Source organism: Ruegeria sp. CDSA246, from assembly GCF_059611225.1.
In genome coordinates this window covers 150841-167385 of record NZ_JBXWPD010000005.1, presented here as the reverse complement: position 1 = coordinate 167385, position 16545 = coordinate 150841, and the positions used below count along the sequence as shown (strand labels likewise).

General features: G+C 56.7%; 19 protein-coding genes. 9 read left to right on the top strand and 10 right to left on the bottom strand.

The features are described 5' to 3' along the window. Positions 1 to 90: 90 nt before the first annotated feature. On the bottom strand, positions 91 to 1158 hold the full coding sequence (locus tag AC2FI9_RS08130; protein ID WP_496766973.1) for a linear amide C-N hydrolase: 1068 nt from the start codon (positions 1156 to 1158) through the stop codon (positions 91 to 93). A 420-nt stretch (positions 1159 to 1578) separates the two neighbouring features. On the opposite strand from AC2FI9_RS08130, the gene AC2FI9_RS08125 reads away from it, so the two are divergent. Beyond that, a complete protein-coding gene (locus AC2FI9_RS08125) occupies positions 1579 to 2835 on the top strand; it encodes a DEAD/DEAH box helicase (RefSeq protein WP_496723430.1) in 1257 nt (418 codons plus the stop codon). A gap of 38 nt (positions 2836 to 2873) precedes the next feature. On the opposite strand, the gene mltG is transcribed toward AC2FI9_RS08125, so the two are convergent. The 7 genes from mltG to fabD form a co-directional block, all read right to left on the bottom strand. Continuing rightward, positions 2874 to 4034, bottom strand: a complete 1161-nt coding sequence (gene mltG, locus AC2FI9_RS08120) for an endolytic transglycosylase MltG (protein ID WP_496766972.1) — start codon at positions 4032 to 4034, stop codon at positions 2874 to 2876. Next, positions 4035 to 5300 carry a beta-ketoacyl-ACP synthase II gene (fabF, locus tag AC2FI9_RS08115; RefSeq protein ID WP_496766971.1) on the bottom strand — a complete coding sequence of 422 codons (1266 nt, stop codon included), beginning with the start codon at positions 5298 to 5300 and terminating at the stop codon, positions 4035 to 4037. 193 nt (positions 5301 to 5493) lie between these two features. Beyond that, on the bottom strand, positions 5494 to 6237 hold the full coding sequence (locus AC2FI9_RS08110) for a 1-(5-phosphoribosyl)-5-[(5-phosphoribosylamino)methylideneamino]imidazole-4-carboxamide isomerase (RefSeq protein WP_496740430.1): 744 nt from the start codon (positions 6235 to 6237) through the stop codon (positions 5494 to 5496). A 122-nt stretch (positions 6238 to 6359) separates the two neighbouring features. Further along, positions 6360 to 6899 (bottom strand): GNAT family N-acetyltransferase, encoded by a 540-nt coding sequence (locus AC2FI9_RS08105; RefSeq protein WP_496766970.1) that lies wholly within the window; start codon positions 6897 to 6899, stop codon positions 6360 to 6362. Positions 6900 to 7040: 141 nt separating this feature from the next. Continuing rightward, complete coding sequence (locus AC2FI9_RS08100) at positions 7041 to 7274, bottom strand: acyl carrier protein (RefSeq protein ID WP_005982462.1); 234 nt, start codon at positions 7272 to 7274, stop codon at positions 7041 to 7043. Between the two features lie 209 nt (positions 7275 to 7483). After that, positions 7484 to 8221: a 3-oxoacyl-[acyl-carrier-protein] reductase gene (gene fabG / locus AC2FI9_RS08095; RefSeq protein ID WP_496766969.1), complete on the bottom strand. Its 738-nt coding sequence runs from the start codon at positions 8219 to 8221 to the stop codon at positions 7484 to 7486. Between the two features lie 42 nt (positions 8222 to 8263). Then, entirely contained in the window at positions 8264 to 9202 is a 939-nt protein-coding gene (gene fabD, locus AC2FI9_RS08090; protein ID WP_496766968.1) for an ACP S-malonyltransferase, read from the bottom strand. Between the two features lie 161 nt (positions 9203 to 9363). Between fabD and AC2FI9_RS08085 the strand changes: the two genes are divergently transcribed. Then, entirely contained in the window at positions 9364 to 10590 is a 1227-nt protein-coding gene (locus AC2FI9_RS08085; RefSeq protein ID WP_496766967.1) for a cytochrome b/b6 domain-containing protein, read from the top strand. A 72-nt stretch (positions 10591 to 10662) separates the two neighbouring features. Here the strand turns inward: AC2FI9_RS08085 and AC2FI9_RS08080 are convergent, their stop codons facing one another. Together AC2FI9_RS08080 and AC2FI9_RS08075 are read right to left on the bottom strand one after the other, a co-directional pair. Continuing rightward, complete coding sequence (locus AC2FI9_RS08080; RefSeq protein WP_109311412.1) at positions 10663 to 11235, bottom strand: YceI family protein; 573 nt, start codon at positions 11233 to 11235, stop codon at positions 10663 to 10665. Between the two features lie 128 nt (positions 11236 to 11363). Further along, positions 11364 to 11882: a hypothetical protein gene (locus tag AC2FI9_RS08075; protein WP_496723447.1), complete on the bottom strand. Its 519-nt coding sequence runs from the start codon at positions 11880 to 11882 to the stop codon at positions 11364 to 11366. 284 nt (positions 11883 to 12166) lie between these two features. On the opposite strand from AC2FI9_RS08075, the gene rpsF reads away from it, so the two are divergent. From rpsF to AC2FI9_RS08040, 7 genes are all read left to right on the top strand, one after another. Continuing rightward, on the top strand, positions 12167 to 12520 hold the full coding sequence (gene rpsF / locus AC2FI9_RS08070) for a 30S ribosomal protein S6 (protein WP_082637099.1): 354 nt from the start codon (positions 12167 to 12169) through the stop codon (positions 12518 to 12520). 27 nt (positions 12521 to 12547) lie between these two features. Continuing rightward, the gene (rpsR, locus tag AC2FI9_RS08065) at positions 12548 to 12775 is read left to right on the top strand and encodes a 30S ribosomal protein S18 (RefSeq protein WP_005982441.1); all 228 of its coding nucleotides are present in this window, start codon (positions 12548 to 12550) and stop codon (positions 12773 to 12775) included. Between the two features lie 12 nt (positions 12776 to 12787). Then, on the top strand, positions 12788 to 13408 hold the full coding sequence (gene rplI / locus AC2FI9_RS08060; RefSeq protein WP_496766966.1) for a 50S ribosomal protein L9: 621 nt from the start codon (positions 12788 to 12790) through the stop codon (positions 13406 to 13408). Positions 13409 to 13647: 239 nt separating this feature from the next. After that, positions 13648 to 14004: a hypothetical protein gene (locus AC2FI9_RS08055; RefSeq protein ID WP_496766965.1), complete on the top strand. Its 357-nt coding sequence runs from the start codon at positions 13648 to 13650 to the stop codon at positions 14002 to 14004. Between the two features lie 153 nt (positions 14005 to 14157). Beyond that, the gene (locus AC2FI9_RS08050; RefSeq protein ID WP_496766964.1) at positions 14158 to 14646 is read left to right on the top strand and encodes a transglycosylase SLT domain-containing protein; all 489 of its coding nucleotides are present in this window, start codon (positions 14158 to 14160) and stop codon (positions 14644 to 14646) included. A 214-nt stretch (positions 14647 to 14860) separates the two neighbouring features. Then, entirely contained in the window at positions 14861 to 15562 is a 702-nt protein-coding gene (locus AC2FI9_RS08045; RefSeq protein ID WP_058274014.1) for a LuxR family transcriptional regulator, read from the top strand. Between the two features lie 97 nt (positions 15563 to 15659). Further along, positions 15660 to 16511, top strand: coding sequence for an acyl-homoserine-lactone synthase (locus tag AC2FI9_RS08040; RefSeq protein ID WP_496766963.1), 852 nt, complete (start codon positions 15660 to 15662; stop codon positions 16509 to 16511). The last annotated feature ends 34 nt before the right edge of the window (positions 16512 to 16545 follow it).

Sequence of the window (16545 nt, the reverse complement as noted above, 5' to 3'; positions counted from 1 at the left end):
ACGGGTAGCGTGCGCTGATAGTTAAGAGACCTTTACTGATAGGACTATGTGGCAGACGGTCGTCAGTGGTTGAGCCCCGTGACTACAACGTTACGTATCGCCGAGAAAAAGAAATGGCTCGGAAGGTTCAAAGCTGGCCGAAACCTCGCCTGCAAGGATGGGCTTTTCGCCAAGTTCCAATTTCAGGGTAGAAGCCCCATCGGAGAGATCAAGGTTCTCGATATCCACCCAAAACAATGTAGGGCTGAACACGCTCTCATAGTAGTACCGACCCAGCTCATGATCAGCGACCGTACGCCAGGTTGTTGATGCGATGTTTGGGCGCTCTGGGTCCGTCACACCAAATGGTACGGAAATTGATCGCACGAGAGAGAACACCGCCGCCGTCGCATCGTTTTTGTCGTCAAACGAGGGAACGGCATTCAGATTCCAGCTCAACCGCGCAAATCGGTCGGAAGACCGATGGGTTCCGGGCAAAAATGAAAGACCATTAACTTCACCCCAATAAGTGGTGATAGCGAGTTGTTCGTCAAAAGTAGGAGAATTCGCCATGACAGTAAATTCGCGGCCATGGTGAATAACCAACTCGCCATCGAGATACTCGAATATTGCACTGTCACCAGACGCATCAGATAGCGCAATATGCCCTCCGGCCTCATGTCCGCATGGCAACATCGGCGCTAAGATCACGAATGGCTCTTGCTCCATCGCTGCAACGGCTTCTTCAACTGTTGCAAAGTTGTCCAGAAAATACTGCAACCACCCTCCGACAGAAAGAAGAGGTTTGTCTCCGGCATTTTCCGTCCCGTAATCCGCCTCGGCAAGATAGAGAGCATTGCCGACCAGCCCGCCATCATTCATGCCGTCAACAGTAGCCCCGTCATAGATCGTTGCCACGACAGAGCCGTATTTGGACGTCCATTTGACCGAATTCTCTCCGGCACCACCATCACGGTCCATGCCCCGCGGGAAGGCCCAAATGTCTGTTGAAGTATCTTCGAACCAGTCAAGCGTCCTCCCCGTGAGGAAGGATCCGTCTGCCGTTTCATAGACGATCCGAGAGCATGCGATTGCTGAAGACGCGGCTAGAACCACGGTCAGAGTGGTAGCTACAAGTATTTTAGCGCACATTTCTGGATTCCTTTTTTGGTCATACACAAAAAGTCATCTCCCCTAAGGATCGGGTATTTTCCGATGTTATGAAAGCCAAGAAGCACTTCGGGATTTTCAAAGCCCAGCTGGACAAGGTTCTTCTATTTGAACAATCCGTTCCCTGGCGGCCGCGGCAAGTACGTGTTCCCACTTCGCAATTCATGGCTTGACAAATGCTAACAAAACTAGCATGTGCCACCTTAAGACAGCGCTGACGCGTGAGCATTGACGGTCGCAGCAGACCCCACAGCGCATCACTACTTCTCCTAGTTCCCATTCACGCAGGGTTCTTGACGCGACGCCAGATGGCGCAGGGTTCGCCTGCACGTCCCGAGGTTTAGCGGAAACCCTGCCGGTCACGCGCTGCGTGGCCAGACACCTCTTGTCCGCACGGCTATTGCCTTGCGGGTTACAAAGGATAGTTATTTGTTCGACTTCGACATGCTGGGCCTTGCACCAGCCCTCAACGATGCACTGAAACGTGCCAATTTCTCACAACCGACCCCTATTCAGAACCAGGCCATCCCGCTGGCGCTGAACGGTCACGACATCCTGGGCCTGGCGCAGACCGGCACCGGTAAGACGCTAGCCTTCGGCCTGCCGCTGATCGACCACTTGCTGGCGCAGCCCGGCAAACCCGCGCCCAAAACCGCCAAAGCGCTGATCCTTGCCCCAACCCGCGAGCTGGTCAACCAGATCGCGGATAGCCTGCGCAACCTGACCGACAAGACCAAACTGCGCGTGGCCACCGTGGTCGGTGGTCAGTCGATCGGCAGACAGATTTCGTTCCTGTCGCGCGGCACCGACATTCTGGTCGCCACACCCGGGCGTTTGATCGACCTGATGGAACGCGGTGCTGTTGACCTTGGCTCGGTGCGACATCTTGTACTGGACGAGGCCGACCAGATGCTGGACATGGGCTTTATCCACGCCCTACGCAAAATCGCACCCAAGCTGGGCACGCCGCGCCAAACCATGCTGTTCTCGGCCACTATGCCAAAACAGATGGAAGAGCTTAGCCAATCCTATCTGACCAACCCGCAGCGAGTGCAGGTCTCGCCTCCAGGTAAAGCGGCGGACAAGATCACGCAGTCTGTGCATTTCGTCGACAGGGCCGGCAAACCGCGGAAATTGCGCGAAATTCTGTCCGCTGACATGGACGCTCTGACCTTGGTATTTTCCCGTACCAAACACGGTGCCGAGAAACTGATGAGAGGCCTTGTGGCCGATGGATTCAACGCGGCCTCGATTCACGGTAACAAAAGCCAGGGACAGCGCGACCGCGCGATCAAGGCGTTCCGGGCCGGAGAGATCAACGTATTGGTCGCGACCGACGTGGCCGCGCGTGGCATCGACATTCCCGGTGTTGCCTATGTGATCAACTATGACCTGCCCGAAGTGCCCGACAACTATGTCCACCGCATCGGGCGCACAGCCCGTGCTGGTCGCGAAGGTGAGGCTATCGCCTTCTGCTCACCGGACGAGGTGGATCAGCTGCGCCAGATTCAGAAACTGATGAAGATCGAAATTCCGGTCGCCAGCGGCACCATGCCAGAATTTTCCGAGCCCAAGAAAACCCGCAATCGCGGAGGCTTCCGGGGGCGTAGACCGCAGGGGGCAAATTCGACATCGAAGCCCGCGTCTTCGAAACGTCGTCGCCCACGCGGACGTCCCGCTGCATAAAAAAGAAAAGGCCGCGTTTTCGACGCGGCCTTTTTTTCTTAGTTGCTTGAACTGTTTCTTTCAGCCTCAATCTCTCGCCACTTGGCGACGTTCCGATTGTGCTCCTGCAAGGTTTCCGCAAACGCGTGCCCCCCGGTGCCATCCGCAACAAAGAATACAAAGTTGGTCTCTTCCGGCGCGACAGCAGCCTCAAGGCTGGCCAAACCCGGGTTGGCAATCGGTGTTGGCGGCAAACCGTCTATCACATAAGTATTCCAAGGTGTTGCACGGCGCAGTTCACTGCGACGCAGCCCGCGCCCCAGCGTGCCTTGACCCTTGGTGACACCATAGATGACCGTCGGGTCTGTCTGCAGCTTCATGCCCTGCTCAAGCCGGTTCACAAAGACGCTCGCAACCTGCCCGCGTTCATTGGGAACACCGGTTTCCTTTTCGATGATCGACGCGAGGATCAGCATTTCCTCTGGGCTGCTGATAGGAAGGTCGCCTTGGCGATTCTCCCACACTGCGTTGATGCGCAATTGTTGCTTGTCTTGCATCGCCTGCAGAACAGCCGTCCGGTCATCGCCCGGTGCCAAATCATAGCTGTCAGGTGCCAACATCCCTTCGGCCGGGATCTCGGCAATCTCACCTGTCAGCGGTTCAATCGCCTGCAAGCCTTGCGCTACCTGCCAAGAGGTCACGCCCTCAGCAACAGACACACGGTACCGGGTGTCGGCTTCTTCACGCTTTTGACCGTATTCGGCAGGGATGTCCTCGTCGGTCACATCAAACGATGCGATCTCGACAAATTCCAGCGTTGCCGGGTCCAACTCGCGTACCCGGGTTTGGATGCGGGTGACACCGATACGGTATTCAATCTCGGACCCACAGGTGCTGGCCCCGCTGCTGGTAATCTCGTCGATGATCTGCTCCATCGACGCGCCTTCGCGCACCAGAAAGCTACCGGCTTTCAGCTGCTGCGATTTATCCGTGTAGTCCGCCGCCATGCGAAAGATCATGGCGCTGCTGATGGCTCCGTCATCTTCAAGCTCTTGGCTGACACGGGTCATATTCGACCCGCTTCTGACCTGCAGGCACATGGCGGATTCTAGCGGACCCTCGGCCTTGTATTGCGACTGCCCCCACACAACCAGCCCGCCCATCAGGAACAAGGCAACGATCAGCAAGGTCAGCGCATTCGAAGCAAGAGCCCGGAACATTTAGCTGACCTTTCCGAAGATCACGCTGGCATTGGTGCCGCCAAAGCCGAACGAATTCGACAACGCCACATTGATCTCACGCTCACGCTTGGCGTTGGGCGCCAGATCGATCGGAGTTTCAACGGCGGGGTTATCCAGATTGATCGTCGGCGGAGCCACTTGATCCCGGATCGCCAGGATCGAAAAGATCGCCTCAATCGCGCCAGCCGCACCCAAAAGGTGACCAGTGGCCGATTTGGTTGAGGTCATGGTGGCCTTGCTGGCGTGATCCCCCAACAGGCGCTCTACCGCGCCCAGTTCGATCGTATCCGCCATAGTCGATGTGCCATGCGCATTGATATAGTCCAGATCCGAAGGCTCAAGGCCCGCGCTGCGCAATGCGGCTTTCATGGAACGCTCAGCGCCATCACCATCCTCGGACGGTGCGGTGATGTGATAAGCGTCGCCGGACATGCCATAGCCCAGCACTTCGGCATAGATCTTTGCACCGCGCGCCTTGGCGTGCTCGTACTCTTCCAGAACCACGATGCCTGCGCCCTCACCCATGACAAAGCCATCACGGTCCACGTCATACGGCCGACTGGCTTTCTTTGGGTCGTCTGCGTACTTGGTCGACAGCGCCTTGCACGCATTGAAACCAGCGATACCGATCTCGCAGATGCAGCCTTCACCGCCACCGGCAACCATGACGTCAGCGTCACCTGCACGAATGATGCGGCTGGCATCGCCAATGGCATGCGCACCGGTCGAACAAGCTGTCACGACCGAATGGTTGGGCCCCTTGAACCCGTGGCGGATAGACACCTGACCGGATGCCAGGTTGATCAGCGCACCGGGAATAAAGAACGGCGACACACGACGCGGACCTTTGTCGCGGATCAGGTTTGCCGTTTCAGCAATAGAGCCCAAACCGCCGATACCGGAACCGATCAGAACGCCTGTACGCAGGCGGTCTTCTTCATCCTCAGGCAGCCAGTTGGCATCTTGGCAGGCCATGTCGGCGGCTGCGATCGAATACAGAATGAAGTCTTCGATCTTGCGTTGCTCTTTTGGCGGCAACCAATCGTCGGGGTTAAACGTCCCTTCGGTTCCATCGCCGCGCGGAACTTCGCAGGCATAGGTCGTGGTGACACCGCTCTCTACGGCATCAAACTGGGTGATCGGGCCTGCGCCGGATTCCCCATCCAACAACCGTGACCAAGATTCCTCGACCCCGCTGGCCAAAGGAGTGACCAATCCCAGACCGGTTACAACGACTCTGCGCATGAAATGCCTCTTGCCTGCTTCCTATTTGAGAACCGCTCATACCCCGGCCCGGGGTCCGGGGGCAAGAGCAACGGCACATTCCATCCCGGCGCCATTTCGCCGGGCCGTCCGTCGGTGCGGGTTGTGCCGAAACAATTTGCCCCGACCCTTTCGCAGATTTGAAAGAGCCGGGGCAATATCTTGTGGGATAAACTTACTGGAACTCAGCGACCGGCTCGTGAGCCTGTTCGGCCACATCAAGCGCATCCGCTAAGTCAACCGTCTTGCGGAACAATGCCCGTCCAACCAACGCGCCCGAGATGTTGTGCACATAGGCCAGGCGCGAGATGTCATCTGATGTCCGAACGACACCGCTGGCGATTACCGGTGTGCGCGAAAGTTGCGCCAGACCCGAGATCAGACCCAGCTGCGCGTCGACGTCTTCGATGTCGCTGTCGATATCGGTCACCAGAATTGCCGCAAAGGGCGTACCTTCGAACGCCTCAATAAATGCTTCCGGCGTAAACGCACTCTGGCTGCGCCAGCCTTCGGTCATGACCTGTCCTTGCCAGACATCCACAGCCAGAACGATTTGGTCCGGGTAAAGCTTGGCCAGCTCCTTGACCAGATTCGGGTCCCAGGCCGCCAGCGTGCCAATCACGATCCGTCCCGCGCCTTTGTCGATCCAATACTCGACCTGTTCTCGCGTCCGCATACCGCCGGCCAGTTGCACTGACATCTCAGACGTGCGGATGATTTCCTCGACCAATTCGGCGTTGGTGTCGCGGCCTTCGATTGCATCGAAATCCGTCAGGTGCATCCACGTGGCACCGGCCGCAGACCAGCTACGCGCCGTGTCCGCCGGATTCACATGCCAGATCATCGCGTCGTCCAGACGGCCCTTGTCCAGTGTGACACACCGGCCGTTCTGCAATTCCATCGTGGGGTAAATCCTCATGAGCTTGCTCCTCCGCTCAATCGCTCTGCAAATCCAGAGTACCATACACGCGGAAGATCGGCCCGTTTTACCAGGATCGGCAAACCAAGTTCGGTTTGCGGCATTCAGGAAGTCTCAAATTGTCAGTGGCGTGGCGGCGGACCATTTCGGCGCAGTAGCGTAACGTCGCTGCCATTGTACGCGCATTCACGCATCGGGGCATACCCCAGCTTGTTCGCCAGCTTTTTCGAGGCAGAATTCCCAGAATTCACCATAGCAACCAATGGCCCAGGCATGATCCGGTCAAACCAATCATGCGCGGCCTGCGCGGCCTCTAACCCCAAGCCCTGCCCTTGTGACTCGGGGACCAAAATCCAGCCTGCCTCGGGGAAACTGTCAAAATCTTCGCCGATCGAGCGGTTACCGTAGAAGAACCCCGCCTGCCCGATCATCTGCCGATTCGACTGCTGAACCACGGCCCACTGCCCGAAACCGGCCATTTGCCAGTGCCCGGCATTTCGAAGGAATGAATCCCACGCCTCTCCGCGCGACCGCGGCTTGCCGCCGATATGTCGCACGATGCATGGGTTGCGCCAAATCTCGGCGAACCGGTTGAAATCCTCTGGCCGCATGCCGCTCAGCGTCAAACGGGCCGTATTGATCATCGGGGTGGATCTTATCATGCCCTTCCCGCTCTGAATTATGTGCCTCGGGTAAAAGGTTGCGAACGAATACGGCACCTTGCAAGCCAGAATTGGGCACGGCACAAAAAAAACGGCGCCTCCGTTGCCCGGAAGCGCCGCTTTTTAATAATGTCGAAGCTCTTAGGAGGCTTCAGAGATGAATTTGACGGCGTCGCCAAATGTCTGGATGGTCTCGGCTGCGTCATCGGGGATTTCGATGCCGAACTCTTCTTCGAAGGCCATAACCAGCTCAACAGTGTCCAGGCTGTCTGCGCCCAGATCGTCGATGAAGGACGCGTTTTCGGTCACTTTGTCTTCTTCAACACCCAGGTGCTCAACAACGATCTTTTTAACGCGATCTGCGACGTCGCTCATGTCTATTCCTCATTCCGTTTTCAGGGCCTAGTGCCCGGTTCTGCCCTTGCCCGCTCAGGCTGGCTTTGATTTGCCCGGTGCGGGCGGTTGGGTCCCGGATGACCGGGAAAGTAGAAGGCCGACCATTTGGTCGACCCCAGCATTTATGCGCCGCCTATAGCATAGACAACGCGCGAGGCAAACGCTTTCGCACCTGCCCCTGTCCGCGCTCACAACATGGCCATACCGCCGTTAACATGCAAGGTGGTTCCGGTAACATATCCGGCTTCGGGGCTGGCAAGATACAGTACAGCCGCCGCAATTTCCGACGCATCGCCCATGCGACCGGCGGGAACCTGCCCCAAAATGCCCGATTTCTGATCGTCGGTCAGCTTGTCGGTCATGGCTGTGGTGATGAAGCCGGGCGCAACCGCGTTAGCCGTGATCCCACGACTGGCAACTTCATAGGCCAACGACTTCGTCATACCGACCATACCCGCCTTGGATGCGGCATAGTTCGCTTGACCGGGGTTGCCGGTGGCGCCAACCACGGACGAGATGTTGATGATCCGACCCCAACGGGCTTTCATCATGCCCCGCAGGACCCCTTTGCACAGCTTGGCGGTCGAGGTCATGTTCACGTCGATCACGCTCTGCCATTCGTCATCCGACATACGCATGAACAGGTTGTCCCGGGTAATCCCGGCGTTGTTGACCAGAATATCAACCGACCCCATCGCCTCGGCAGCTTGCTTCGGCAGCGCGGAAACAGCTTCGCCGTCGCTCAGGTTACATGGCAGGACATGCGCCCGCTCGACCAGTTCGGCGGCCAATGCCTCGAGCGGTTCGACACGAGTGCCCGACAACGCAACCGTGGCCCCCGCACCGTGCAGCACGCGCGCAATCTCGCCGCCAATCCCGCCGGACGCTCCGGTGATCAACGCATTCTTACCTGTCAAATCAAACATTCGATCTTCCCTTTGCAGCGCAACTTGCGTCGCACGTTGTTCTTATGATTCGCTCTTAACCACATTCTGCACGTCATCCGGCGTACCAACAGCCTTGCCAGCAATCGCGCGGTCGATCTTGCGGATCATCCCTGAAAGCGCCTTGCCTGCACCGATCTCCCAAGTCTCGGTGACGCCCTGCGCCGCCATGTATTGCACGCTCTCGCGCCAACGCACGGAACTGGTGACCTGCTCGACCAGCAACTGACGGATCAGGTCCGGATCGCCAACAGCCTCGGCGCGCACGTTCGCAATTAGCGGAACTGCCGGGGCCTTGATTTCAACTGCAGCCAGCGCCTCGGCCATCACATCTGCGGCGGGTTGCATCAACGCACAATGGAACGGGGCGCTTACGGGCAACATCACAGCGCGCTTGGCACCTTTTTCCTTGGCAATCTCGGCAGCACGTTCCACGGCCGCCTTCGCTCCCGAAACAACAACCTGTGTAGGGTCGTTGTCGTTCGCGGCCTGACAGACCGCGCCCTGCGCAGCCTCTTCTGCGACGGCACGAACCGCCTCAAGGTCCAGCCCCAGAATTGCGGCCATTGCGCCTTCACCAACCGGAACGGCGCTTTGCATCGCCTGACCACGTGTCCGCAACAAACGCGCCGTATCCGCAATCGACAGCGCACCAGCTGCCGCAAGCGCTGAGTATTCCCCCAGCGAATGCCCAGCTACAAATGCAGCGTCCGTGACCGCAACACCTTCGGCCTCCAACGCGCGCATCGCGGCCATCGAGGTTGCCATCAGCGCCGGCTGTGCGTTCTGCGTCAGCGTCAGGTCGGCAATATCACCTTCCCAGATCAGGTCGCTCAGCTTTTCACCAAGCGCTTCATCGACCTCTTCGAAAACAGCCTGTGCAGCCGGGTAGGCCTCGGCCAGTGCCTTGCCCATACCTATGGTCTGGGCGCCCTGCCCCGGAAAAACGAACGCGCGTGTCATTACAACCTCTTGGATGACGTTAGGTTGCGATGGGGTGTAAACCGAGTGAACGAGCGGCACAAGCTCTGCATCCTGACACGTAAACTGTGCGTCAAAGCCTATTGTGTCGGCCCCGGCTGCATTTAGGGTGGCCACAGCAAACAGATCGGAGTCGCAAACCAATGCCCCTTGCCAACACCACCCAAAGCTATGGAGGCGTTTCGAAAACCTTCCACTGGCTGACAGCCTTGCTCATTCTGACGGCGCTTCCGATTGGGTGGTTTGCAAACCAACTGGCACACGCAATCGAAGACCCGACCATTCCAACGACACCGGAAGACCTGCAACAGGCGGCGCAGCTGTTTTCACTGCACAAGACTATCGGTGTAACGGTCTTTTTCGTGGCCCTTGCCCGTATCTTGTGGGCGATCAGCCAACCCAAGCCAGGATTGCTCAATGCTGAAAACAAGCCCGAGGCATTTGCTGCGGAAACCGTCCACTGGCTGTTGTATGGCTCGCTGGTTCTGGTTCCTCTGACAGGCTGGATTCACCATGCGGCCACCGAAGGGTTTGCGCCGATCCTCTGGCCGTTCGGGCAGAACCTGCCTTTTGTGCCGAAATCCCCCGCATTGGCCGAAGCAAGCGGCGGGTTACACTTCGTCCTGATGCTTGTGCTGGTGGGTGCGCTGGTTTTGCATTTCGTTGGCGCGCTCAAGCACCATGTAATCGACAAAGACAGCACATTGCGCCGCATGCTGCCCGGACAGGTGGAATTGCCGGAACCACCAACGCAATGGCACTCACCTGCCCCCGTCGTAGCAGCAGTCGTGATCTGGGCTGTTGCTCTTAGCATCGGGTGGTTCGACGGAGCCTACTCGGCACATCCGACCGGTGATAATGCATCTGCCGAACTGGAGGCCGTCCAATCCGACTGGCAGGTGCAGGAAGGCACTTTGGCAATCACGATCACCCAGTTGGGCAGCCCCGTCAGCGGCGCGTTTTCCGATTGGACTGCGGCAATCACTTTTGACGAACCGGCGGAACCCGGACCAGCGGGATCTGCCGATGTGACAATCGCCATCGGCTCATTGACCATCGGCACCGTAACACAGCAAGCCCTTGCTGCGGATTTCTTTGACAGCGCTCAGTTTTCAACCGCGAGTTTTAAAGCGGATCTGTTCAAAACAGATTTGGCCTATGAGGCGCGCGGCACATTGACCATCCGGGACAAAACCATGGACGTTACCCTTCCGTTCGAGCTGGACTTGCAAGATGGGACCGCGAAGATGCAGGGTGAGTTGGAGTTGAACCGATTAGACTATGATGTCGGGACGTCACAACCGACCGAAGACTCGCTGGCTTTTGCAGTCAAAGTCACCGTCGAACTGACGGCCATTCAGGCTGAATAAAGATAGTCGAACAGAAAAAAACCGCCGAGACCTGACGGGTCCCGGCGGTTTCTTTTTGCACGTAAGGCAGGCTTACTCGGCCTTTTGCGCCTCTACCGAAATACGAACCTCAACCTCATCGCTAACAAACGGTGCGAACTGTCCCAGATCGAACTCGCTGCGGACCAGTGTGGTGGTGGCATCAAATCCGGCCCAGGGCTTGCCCGCCATCGGATGCTCGCCAACCTGGTTCAGCTTCGCGTCCAGAACGACCGACTTGGTCACGCCATTCATGGTCAGATCGCCGGTGATGTTCGCGGTGTTTTCACCGGTGACTTCGATACCGGTCGAGGTGAACGAAATCAGGTCACCCTCGGCGACGCCAAAAAAGTCTTCGGTCATGAAGTGATCTTCGCGCGGCTTCCAGCCGGTGATCATTTCGACCACTGGCATCGACACGCTCACGCTGGAATCTGCCGGGTTTTCCTGATCGAACATGATCTCGCCCTCAAAGCCCGAGAACATGCCAGTCGTGGTGGAAAAACCAAGGTGGTTATAGTTGAAGACAACCTGGCTGTGGCTGGGGTCCAAAACGTATTTCTCGGCGCTTGCAAACGCCGAGGTCGCCGATACGGCCAGTGCAGCAGCAAGAAGGGTGGATTTCATGACTATCTCCAAAAATGTTGTGAGTGCAAACCAGTTGGAATGCTCAACAACAAAAATGTGCCGCCCTTGGGCGGCACACAAGACTTATTCTCTAACAATTTCTGTTCCTAAATGAACAGAAGTGAAAATCAGGCGAAGATCGTTACACTTCCGCTCAATTGGCCCTTCAGCGCTCGGCCAACATCCGCCGATTGTAGCGGCAACTTCATCAGCAGGCTGCCGTCCACATCATAGAGTTCGACCTGATCATCATCGAACCGTGCACCACCCAAGGTGTCATAGCTGCGGCGCAGTACTGTCTGAGGACGCCCGTTTTCATTCTTTTGCAGCACGCGTACTTCGCGGCGGATCGGATCAAAATAGGCATCGGGGCGCGCATCGAGCACCTGAATGGTCAGCAGGCTGACGCCGATCAGTAAGAATGTCAGCGACGCGGCCAGCTTGATCGGCCAAACCTCGGTTGCCATCACCGCACCCGACATCAGCCACATGGAAAACGCCACAATGATCAAAAACGCCCCGGCGACGCGTGCCAGAATAGTGCGTGCCCTCCAATTCGGCGCAAATGCGATAAGAATTGGAACCGATTGATCATAAGTCGTGCTGTTCGCAGACTTCTCGATGGTATTCGTGTTCATCGCGGTCATTTCTCTGTACCCTAGTTCACGTTGCCGTCTTTGGTTCGGTCTGTCCGGTTAGTTCCCGGTATGCAAAACAACTTTGAGCCGAAAAGAGTCAGGAATTGGGCAGCGCAAAGGAAATAGCGCGACTTCACCAAGGCATGTGTGACGGCCCTTGCCCCCCGACGCGAATGGTGTATATGGGGCCATCCTTCGCAAGAGTTATGAATCGCGCAGCCTCTCGTGGCAGGGTCGCGAAGGACGAACCGGCCCCGCCTTTGAAATGCGCCTTGATAGAAACAGGAGTGCACATGCCACTGTATGAGCATGTAATGATCGCGCGTCAGGACCTGTCCAACGCGCAGGCAGAAAGCCTCGTCGAACATTTCGGCACCGTTCTGGCTGACAACGGCGGCAACGTCGTCGAAAGCGAGTACTGGGGCGTCAAGACGATGGCCTACAAGATCAACAAGAACCGCAAGGGTCACTATTCCTTCCTGAAGACCGACGCCCCAGCTGGCGCCGTTCAGGAAATGGAGCGCCTGATGCGCCTGCATGACGACGTTATGCGCGTTCTGACCATCAAGGTCGACGAGCACAACGAGGGCCCTTCGGTCCAGATGCAGAAGCGCGACGAGCGCGAAGGCCGCCGCGAGCGCCGCTGATCAACGCCTGACGAAAGGACATATACCATGGCCGCAAAACCATTTTTCCGCCGCCGCAAGGTCTGCCCGTTCTCGGGCGACAACGCGCCGAAGATCGATTACAAAGACACCCGTCTGCTGCAGCGCTACATCTCTGAGCGTGGCAAGATCGTTCCCTCGCGCATCACCGCCGTTTCGGCGAAAAAGCAGCGTGAGCTGGCCCGTGCTATCAAGCGCGCCCGCTTCCTCGCCCTGCTGCCCTACGCTGTGAAGTAAGGAGAGACTGATATGCAAGTTATCCTGCTGGAACGCGTTGCGAAACTGGGTCAGATGGGCGACGTCGTTGACGTCAAGCCTGGCTACGCCCGCAACTTTCTGCTGCCCCAAGGCAAAGCGCTGAGCGCTTCGAACGCCAACATTGCGTCGTTCGAATCCCAAAAAGCGCAGCTTGAGGCGCGCAACCTGGAAACCAAGAAAGAAGCTGAATCTCTGGCTGAAAAGCTGGACGGTCAGCAGTTCATCGTGATCCGCTCGGCATCGGATGCTGGTGCTCTGTACGGTTCGGTCACCCCGCGTGACGCCGCAGATGCCGCAACCGAAGCTGGTTTCACCGTCGACAAAAAGCAGATTGCTCTGATCGCTCCGATCAAAGAGCTTGGCCTGCACTCGCTGGCGGTCAAGCTGCACCCCGAGGTCGAAGTCAAGATCCAAATGAACGTTGCCCGTTCGCAAGAAGAAGCCGAACTGCAGGCTTCGGGCAAGTCGATCCAGGAACTGGCTGCCGAAGAAGAGGCCGCCGCAGAATTCGAAATCGCCGAACTGTTCGACGATATCGGTTCCGCAGCTTCCGACGATGACGATTTGGTTGCCGAAGAGGCCCTGGCTGAGGAAGACGAAGCCAAAGCCTGATCCGGCTGCCTTTGAAAGATTGATTGGCCGCGCCGAAGGGCGCGGCCTTTTTTTGTGTTCGAACCCCAGACCGTGACAAAGAGTGACGTCAGGCACGACCAGGAATTTGGATTGAAATTATGCTATCCTACGGTCACGCGGCCCCTGCCGCCCCAGCCGCATTTTTTTGAAGTTCATTTTATTAGCAATTTGCGTGATCGCACATCTGGGCGGATCGCGATCCGACAGGAGAAACCACTATGGCATCCTTGTGCAACTACATCGTCGTGAATGATGGCTCTTTTTCTGTAAACCCCGGTGAAAGCCAGACCTTCAGCGACCCAATCCCTTCCAACCTGATCATCGGAACCAACCGCGCGAAACCGATCCTCGCCTTCAAAGCCTGGGCAACGCCGTCCGGAGGGGCCTTTCAGATCGAGATAAACGATACCTTTATCTACGGCCCATCCATGTCGGGCGGCGACATTCGTGGATTATGGGAGACCTTCCCCGGAACTGTTCTGAACCCGGGGATCAATAACACCGTTCAGTTTCGCGCGACAGTGAACAAGATCTGGTTTGCGGATATCATTTTGTGGTTCCAGGTCGATATGTGACAACCCGCCTTTCCGAGCTGACCAATAAGGAACACTCTGGCACCGGATTGTGACGCAGCGAGACCCGGCATAAATCAGCACGCGGGCTGGCTGTCTGCTTGCGGTTGCGTTCGGCAGGACTATCATGCCCCAAACCCCATCCGGAGACTACACATGCCCCACTACACGCGACGCGCTCTACTTGTTGCATTACTCGGCGCACCTGCCCTGGCTGCCTGCGGTGGCCTGGATGGCAAGCAGAGCTCTCGCAATGCCCCTTTTGATCCGCCGCTATACCCCAACGAAACCCCTGAATTGCGCGCCTCAATCAACAAGTGGGCTGACCATTATGAATTGCCACGCGAGCTGTTGCACAAGCTCGCCATAAGGGAAAGCACGCACCGGCCATGGGCGGTCAACAACCCCTATTACGGGTTGCTGCAGATCCTACCCGCGACAGCGCGATCCATGGGGTACAAAGGCAACGCACAGGGTTTGTTGGATGCAGACACCAATCTGGAGTTCGCCGGAAAATACCTGCGTGGGGCGTGGCTCTTGTCAGATGGCGACCAGAAGCGGGCTATCTTCCTTTATGCCAAAGGTTACTACCCCGAGGCGAAGGCCGCCGGGATGCTGGTTGAAACTGGCCTAAGGTCAGAGTGACGTTGGGTAAGGATATAACTTGTCATTAGCGTAAAGGTTGCAATAATGACTTATGCAATCGCTAAGGTATTCTGTTGCCATAACCACGCATTATGCTTAAGCGATATGTATAATTAGCTTGCGTCAGGCACCACAGTTGACGCAACGTATTCGGTGAAATGGACAGACTTGGCATTTCTTTGGGGAAAGATTTGCCGCCGCAAAGGTTGGACAGGTGAAACTTATAGACTTGGCCGCGATCGACCACGAGGAAAAGTCGGCAGCCGACATAATTAATGCTGTCTGCGATGAATTGGGATTCGATTACGCATCTTACGCCACTTTTAACCCTGTAAAGGGTGATGTTCAGGGATATGCCAACTACCCGGACGAATGGAAGATTCACTATGGCAGCCAAGGTTTCCACCATTTCGATCCGACCTTGTATCAATCTGCGCTCAGCATCGCTCCGGTGGACTGGGGCAGATTTAATCACGACGAAAAGTTCCATTCGGTTTTTCGGGATGCGCATGATTTTGGCATTACTTCCCGTGGCTTAACCGTTCCGGTACGTGGCCCGTACGGGGAATGTGGCCTGCTGAATGTGACCCGAAATTGCTCGGATTCCGAGTGGGCAAAGCTGAAGAAACATGTGATGGGGGACCTGCAGATGGCCGCAGTTACAGCGCATGATACCGTGATGCAGTCTGGCCTGTTGGCCAAAGCGCTCTATTTACCAGCTCTTTCGACGCGAGAGAAAGAGATCCTGCAGTGGGTTGCGGATGGAAAATCACAGCAGGACATCGGTGATATCCTGTCAATTTCACACCGAACCGTCGAAGTTCACATGCGGTCTGGCCGCGAAAAAATGGGCGCGTTGACAACACCGCAAGCCATTGGAAGAGCTATTGGATTGGGCCTAATTGCCCCAGGATAATCAAAAAAGATTAAAAAATACGGGAAACCCCCAATAGTCTTAGCTCAAATCTAAGTTAACGTCATCCTTACGGTAACCAGACTGTAGGGGGATGGAAATGATCATCGTAATTGATGGTATCAACCAAAATAAGTTTAAGCATGTCTTGGACGAGATGTACAAACTGCGCGCGCGCGTTTTCGGCGACCGCCTTGGTTGGGATGTAAACATTGTCGATGGGCGCGAACGCGACCATTTTGACGACCTTCATCCAGCACATGTAGTCAGCATCAACGACGAGGGGGACGTCGTTGGGTGCATGCGACTACTGCAAACGACCGGGCCACACATGCTGTCCGACGTTTTTCATTCAATTCTGGACGGCGAACCGCCGATCCGCAGCGCGCAGGTCTGGGAAGCAACCCGGTTTTGCGTCGATACCAAAAAGCTTGGGCGAGGACGCGGAGAAAACTCCGTTTCTTACGTCACCAGCGAGGTAATGATCGGCTCGTTCGAATATGCCAAGATGGCCGGTGTTCTGGACTCTATCGCCGTGATCGACCCGGTGATGAACCGCGTCCTGCAACGATCCGGCAATGCGCCTTACGATTATCTTGGAACTGCCAAGCCGATGGGTAAGGTTGTCGCCATGGCTGCGTTGATGGATTGCTCGGACGAACGGATCGCTGGAATTCGGGATTACGCCGACATTGAACACGATGTCTTCCTGACCGACGAACAGGCTCTGGAACTGGTCGAACGGGCAAAGGCCAAGCCAAGTGCCGCGAATTATGACCACCAGCCTCTGACGCAGTTGGAAAAATACTTTGTCGAACAGATGAGTTCGGCAACATCGAAAGCCGAAGTTGATTCAGTGCTGAAACTGATCGAAGCGCTTTCGGACCGCTTCACGCCGGAGCAGAAGACCGCTCTGCTAAGAACCCCCCGTGCTTTTGCTCATGAGGCCTGACCCCCTCACCTCATAGGTTAAAGCCACCCAAGCG

Coding starts and splice junctions, on each gene's coding strand:
- fabG (WP_496766969.1), bottom strand. CDS start 8,221: ATGTTTGATTTGACAGGTAAGAATGCGTTGATCACCGGAGCGTCCGGC.
- rplI (WP_496766966.1), top strand. CDS start 12,788: ATGCAAGTTATCCTGCTGGAACGCGTTGCGAAACTGGGTCAGATGGGC.
- rpsF (WP_082637099.1), top strand. CDS start 12,167: ATGCCACTGTATGAGCATGTAATGATCGCGCGTCAGGACCTGTCCAAC.
- AC2FI9_RS08075 (WP_496723447.1), bottom strand. CDS start 11,882: ATGACCGCGATGAACACGAATACCATCGAGAAGTCTGCGAACAGCACG.
- AC2FI9_RS08050 (WP_496766964.1), top strand. CDS start 14,158: ATGCCCCACTACACGCGACGCGCTCTACTTGTTGCATTACTCGGCGCA.
- AC2FI9_RS08080 (WP_109311412.1), bottom strand. CDS start 11,235: ATGAAATCCACCCTTCTTGCTGCTGCACTGGCCGTATCGGCGACCTCG.
- AC2FI9_RS08105 (WP_496766970.1), bottom strand. CDS start 6,899: ATGATAAGATCCACCCCGATGATCAATACGGCCCGTTTGACGCTGAGC.
- AC2FI9_RS08055 (WP_496766965.1), top strand. CDS start 13,648: ATGGCATCCTTGTGCAACTACATCGTCGTGAATGATGGCTCTTTTTCT.
- AC2FI9_RS08040 (WP_496766963.1), top strand. CDS start 15,660: ATGATCATCGTAATTGATGGTATCAACCAAAATAAGTTTAAGCATGTC.
- rpsR (WP_005982441.1), top strand. CDS start 12,548: ATGGCCGCAAAACCATTTTTCCGCCGCCGCAAGGTCTGCCCGTTCTCG.
- AC2FI9_RS08110 (WP_496740430.1), bottom strand. CDS start 6,237: ATGAGGATTTACCCCACGATGGAATTGCAGAACGGCCGGTGTGTCACA.
- fabD (WP_496766968.1), bottom strand. CDS start 9,202: ATGACACGCGCGTTCGTTTTTCCGGGGCAGGGCGCCCAGACCATAGGT.
- mltG (WP_496766972.1), bottom strand. CDS start 4,034: ATGTTCCGGGCTCTTGCTTCGAATGCGCTGACCTTGCTGATCGTTGCC.
- AC2FI9_RS08085 (WP_496766967.1), top strand. CDS start 9,364: ATGCCCCTTGCCAACACCACCCAAAGCTATGGAGGCGTTTCGAAAACC.
- fabF (WP_496766971.1), bottom strand. CDS start 5,300: ATGCGCAGAGTCGTTGTAACCGGTCTGGGATTGGTCACTCCTTTGGCC.
- AC2FI9_RS08100 (WP_005982462.1), bottom strand. CDS start 7,274: ATGAGCGACGTCGCAGATCGCGTTAAAAAGATCGTTGTTGAGCACCTG.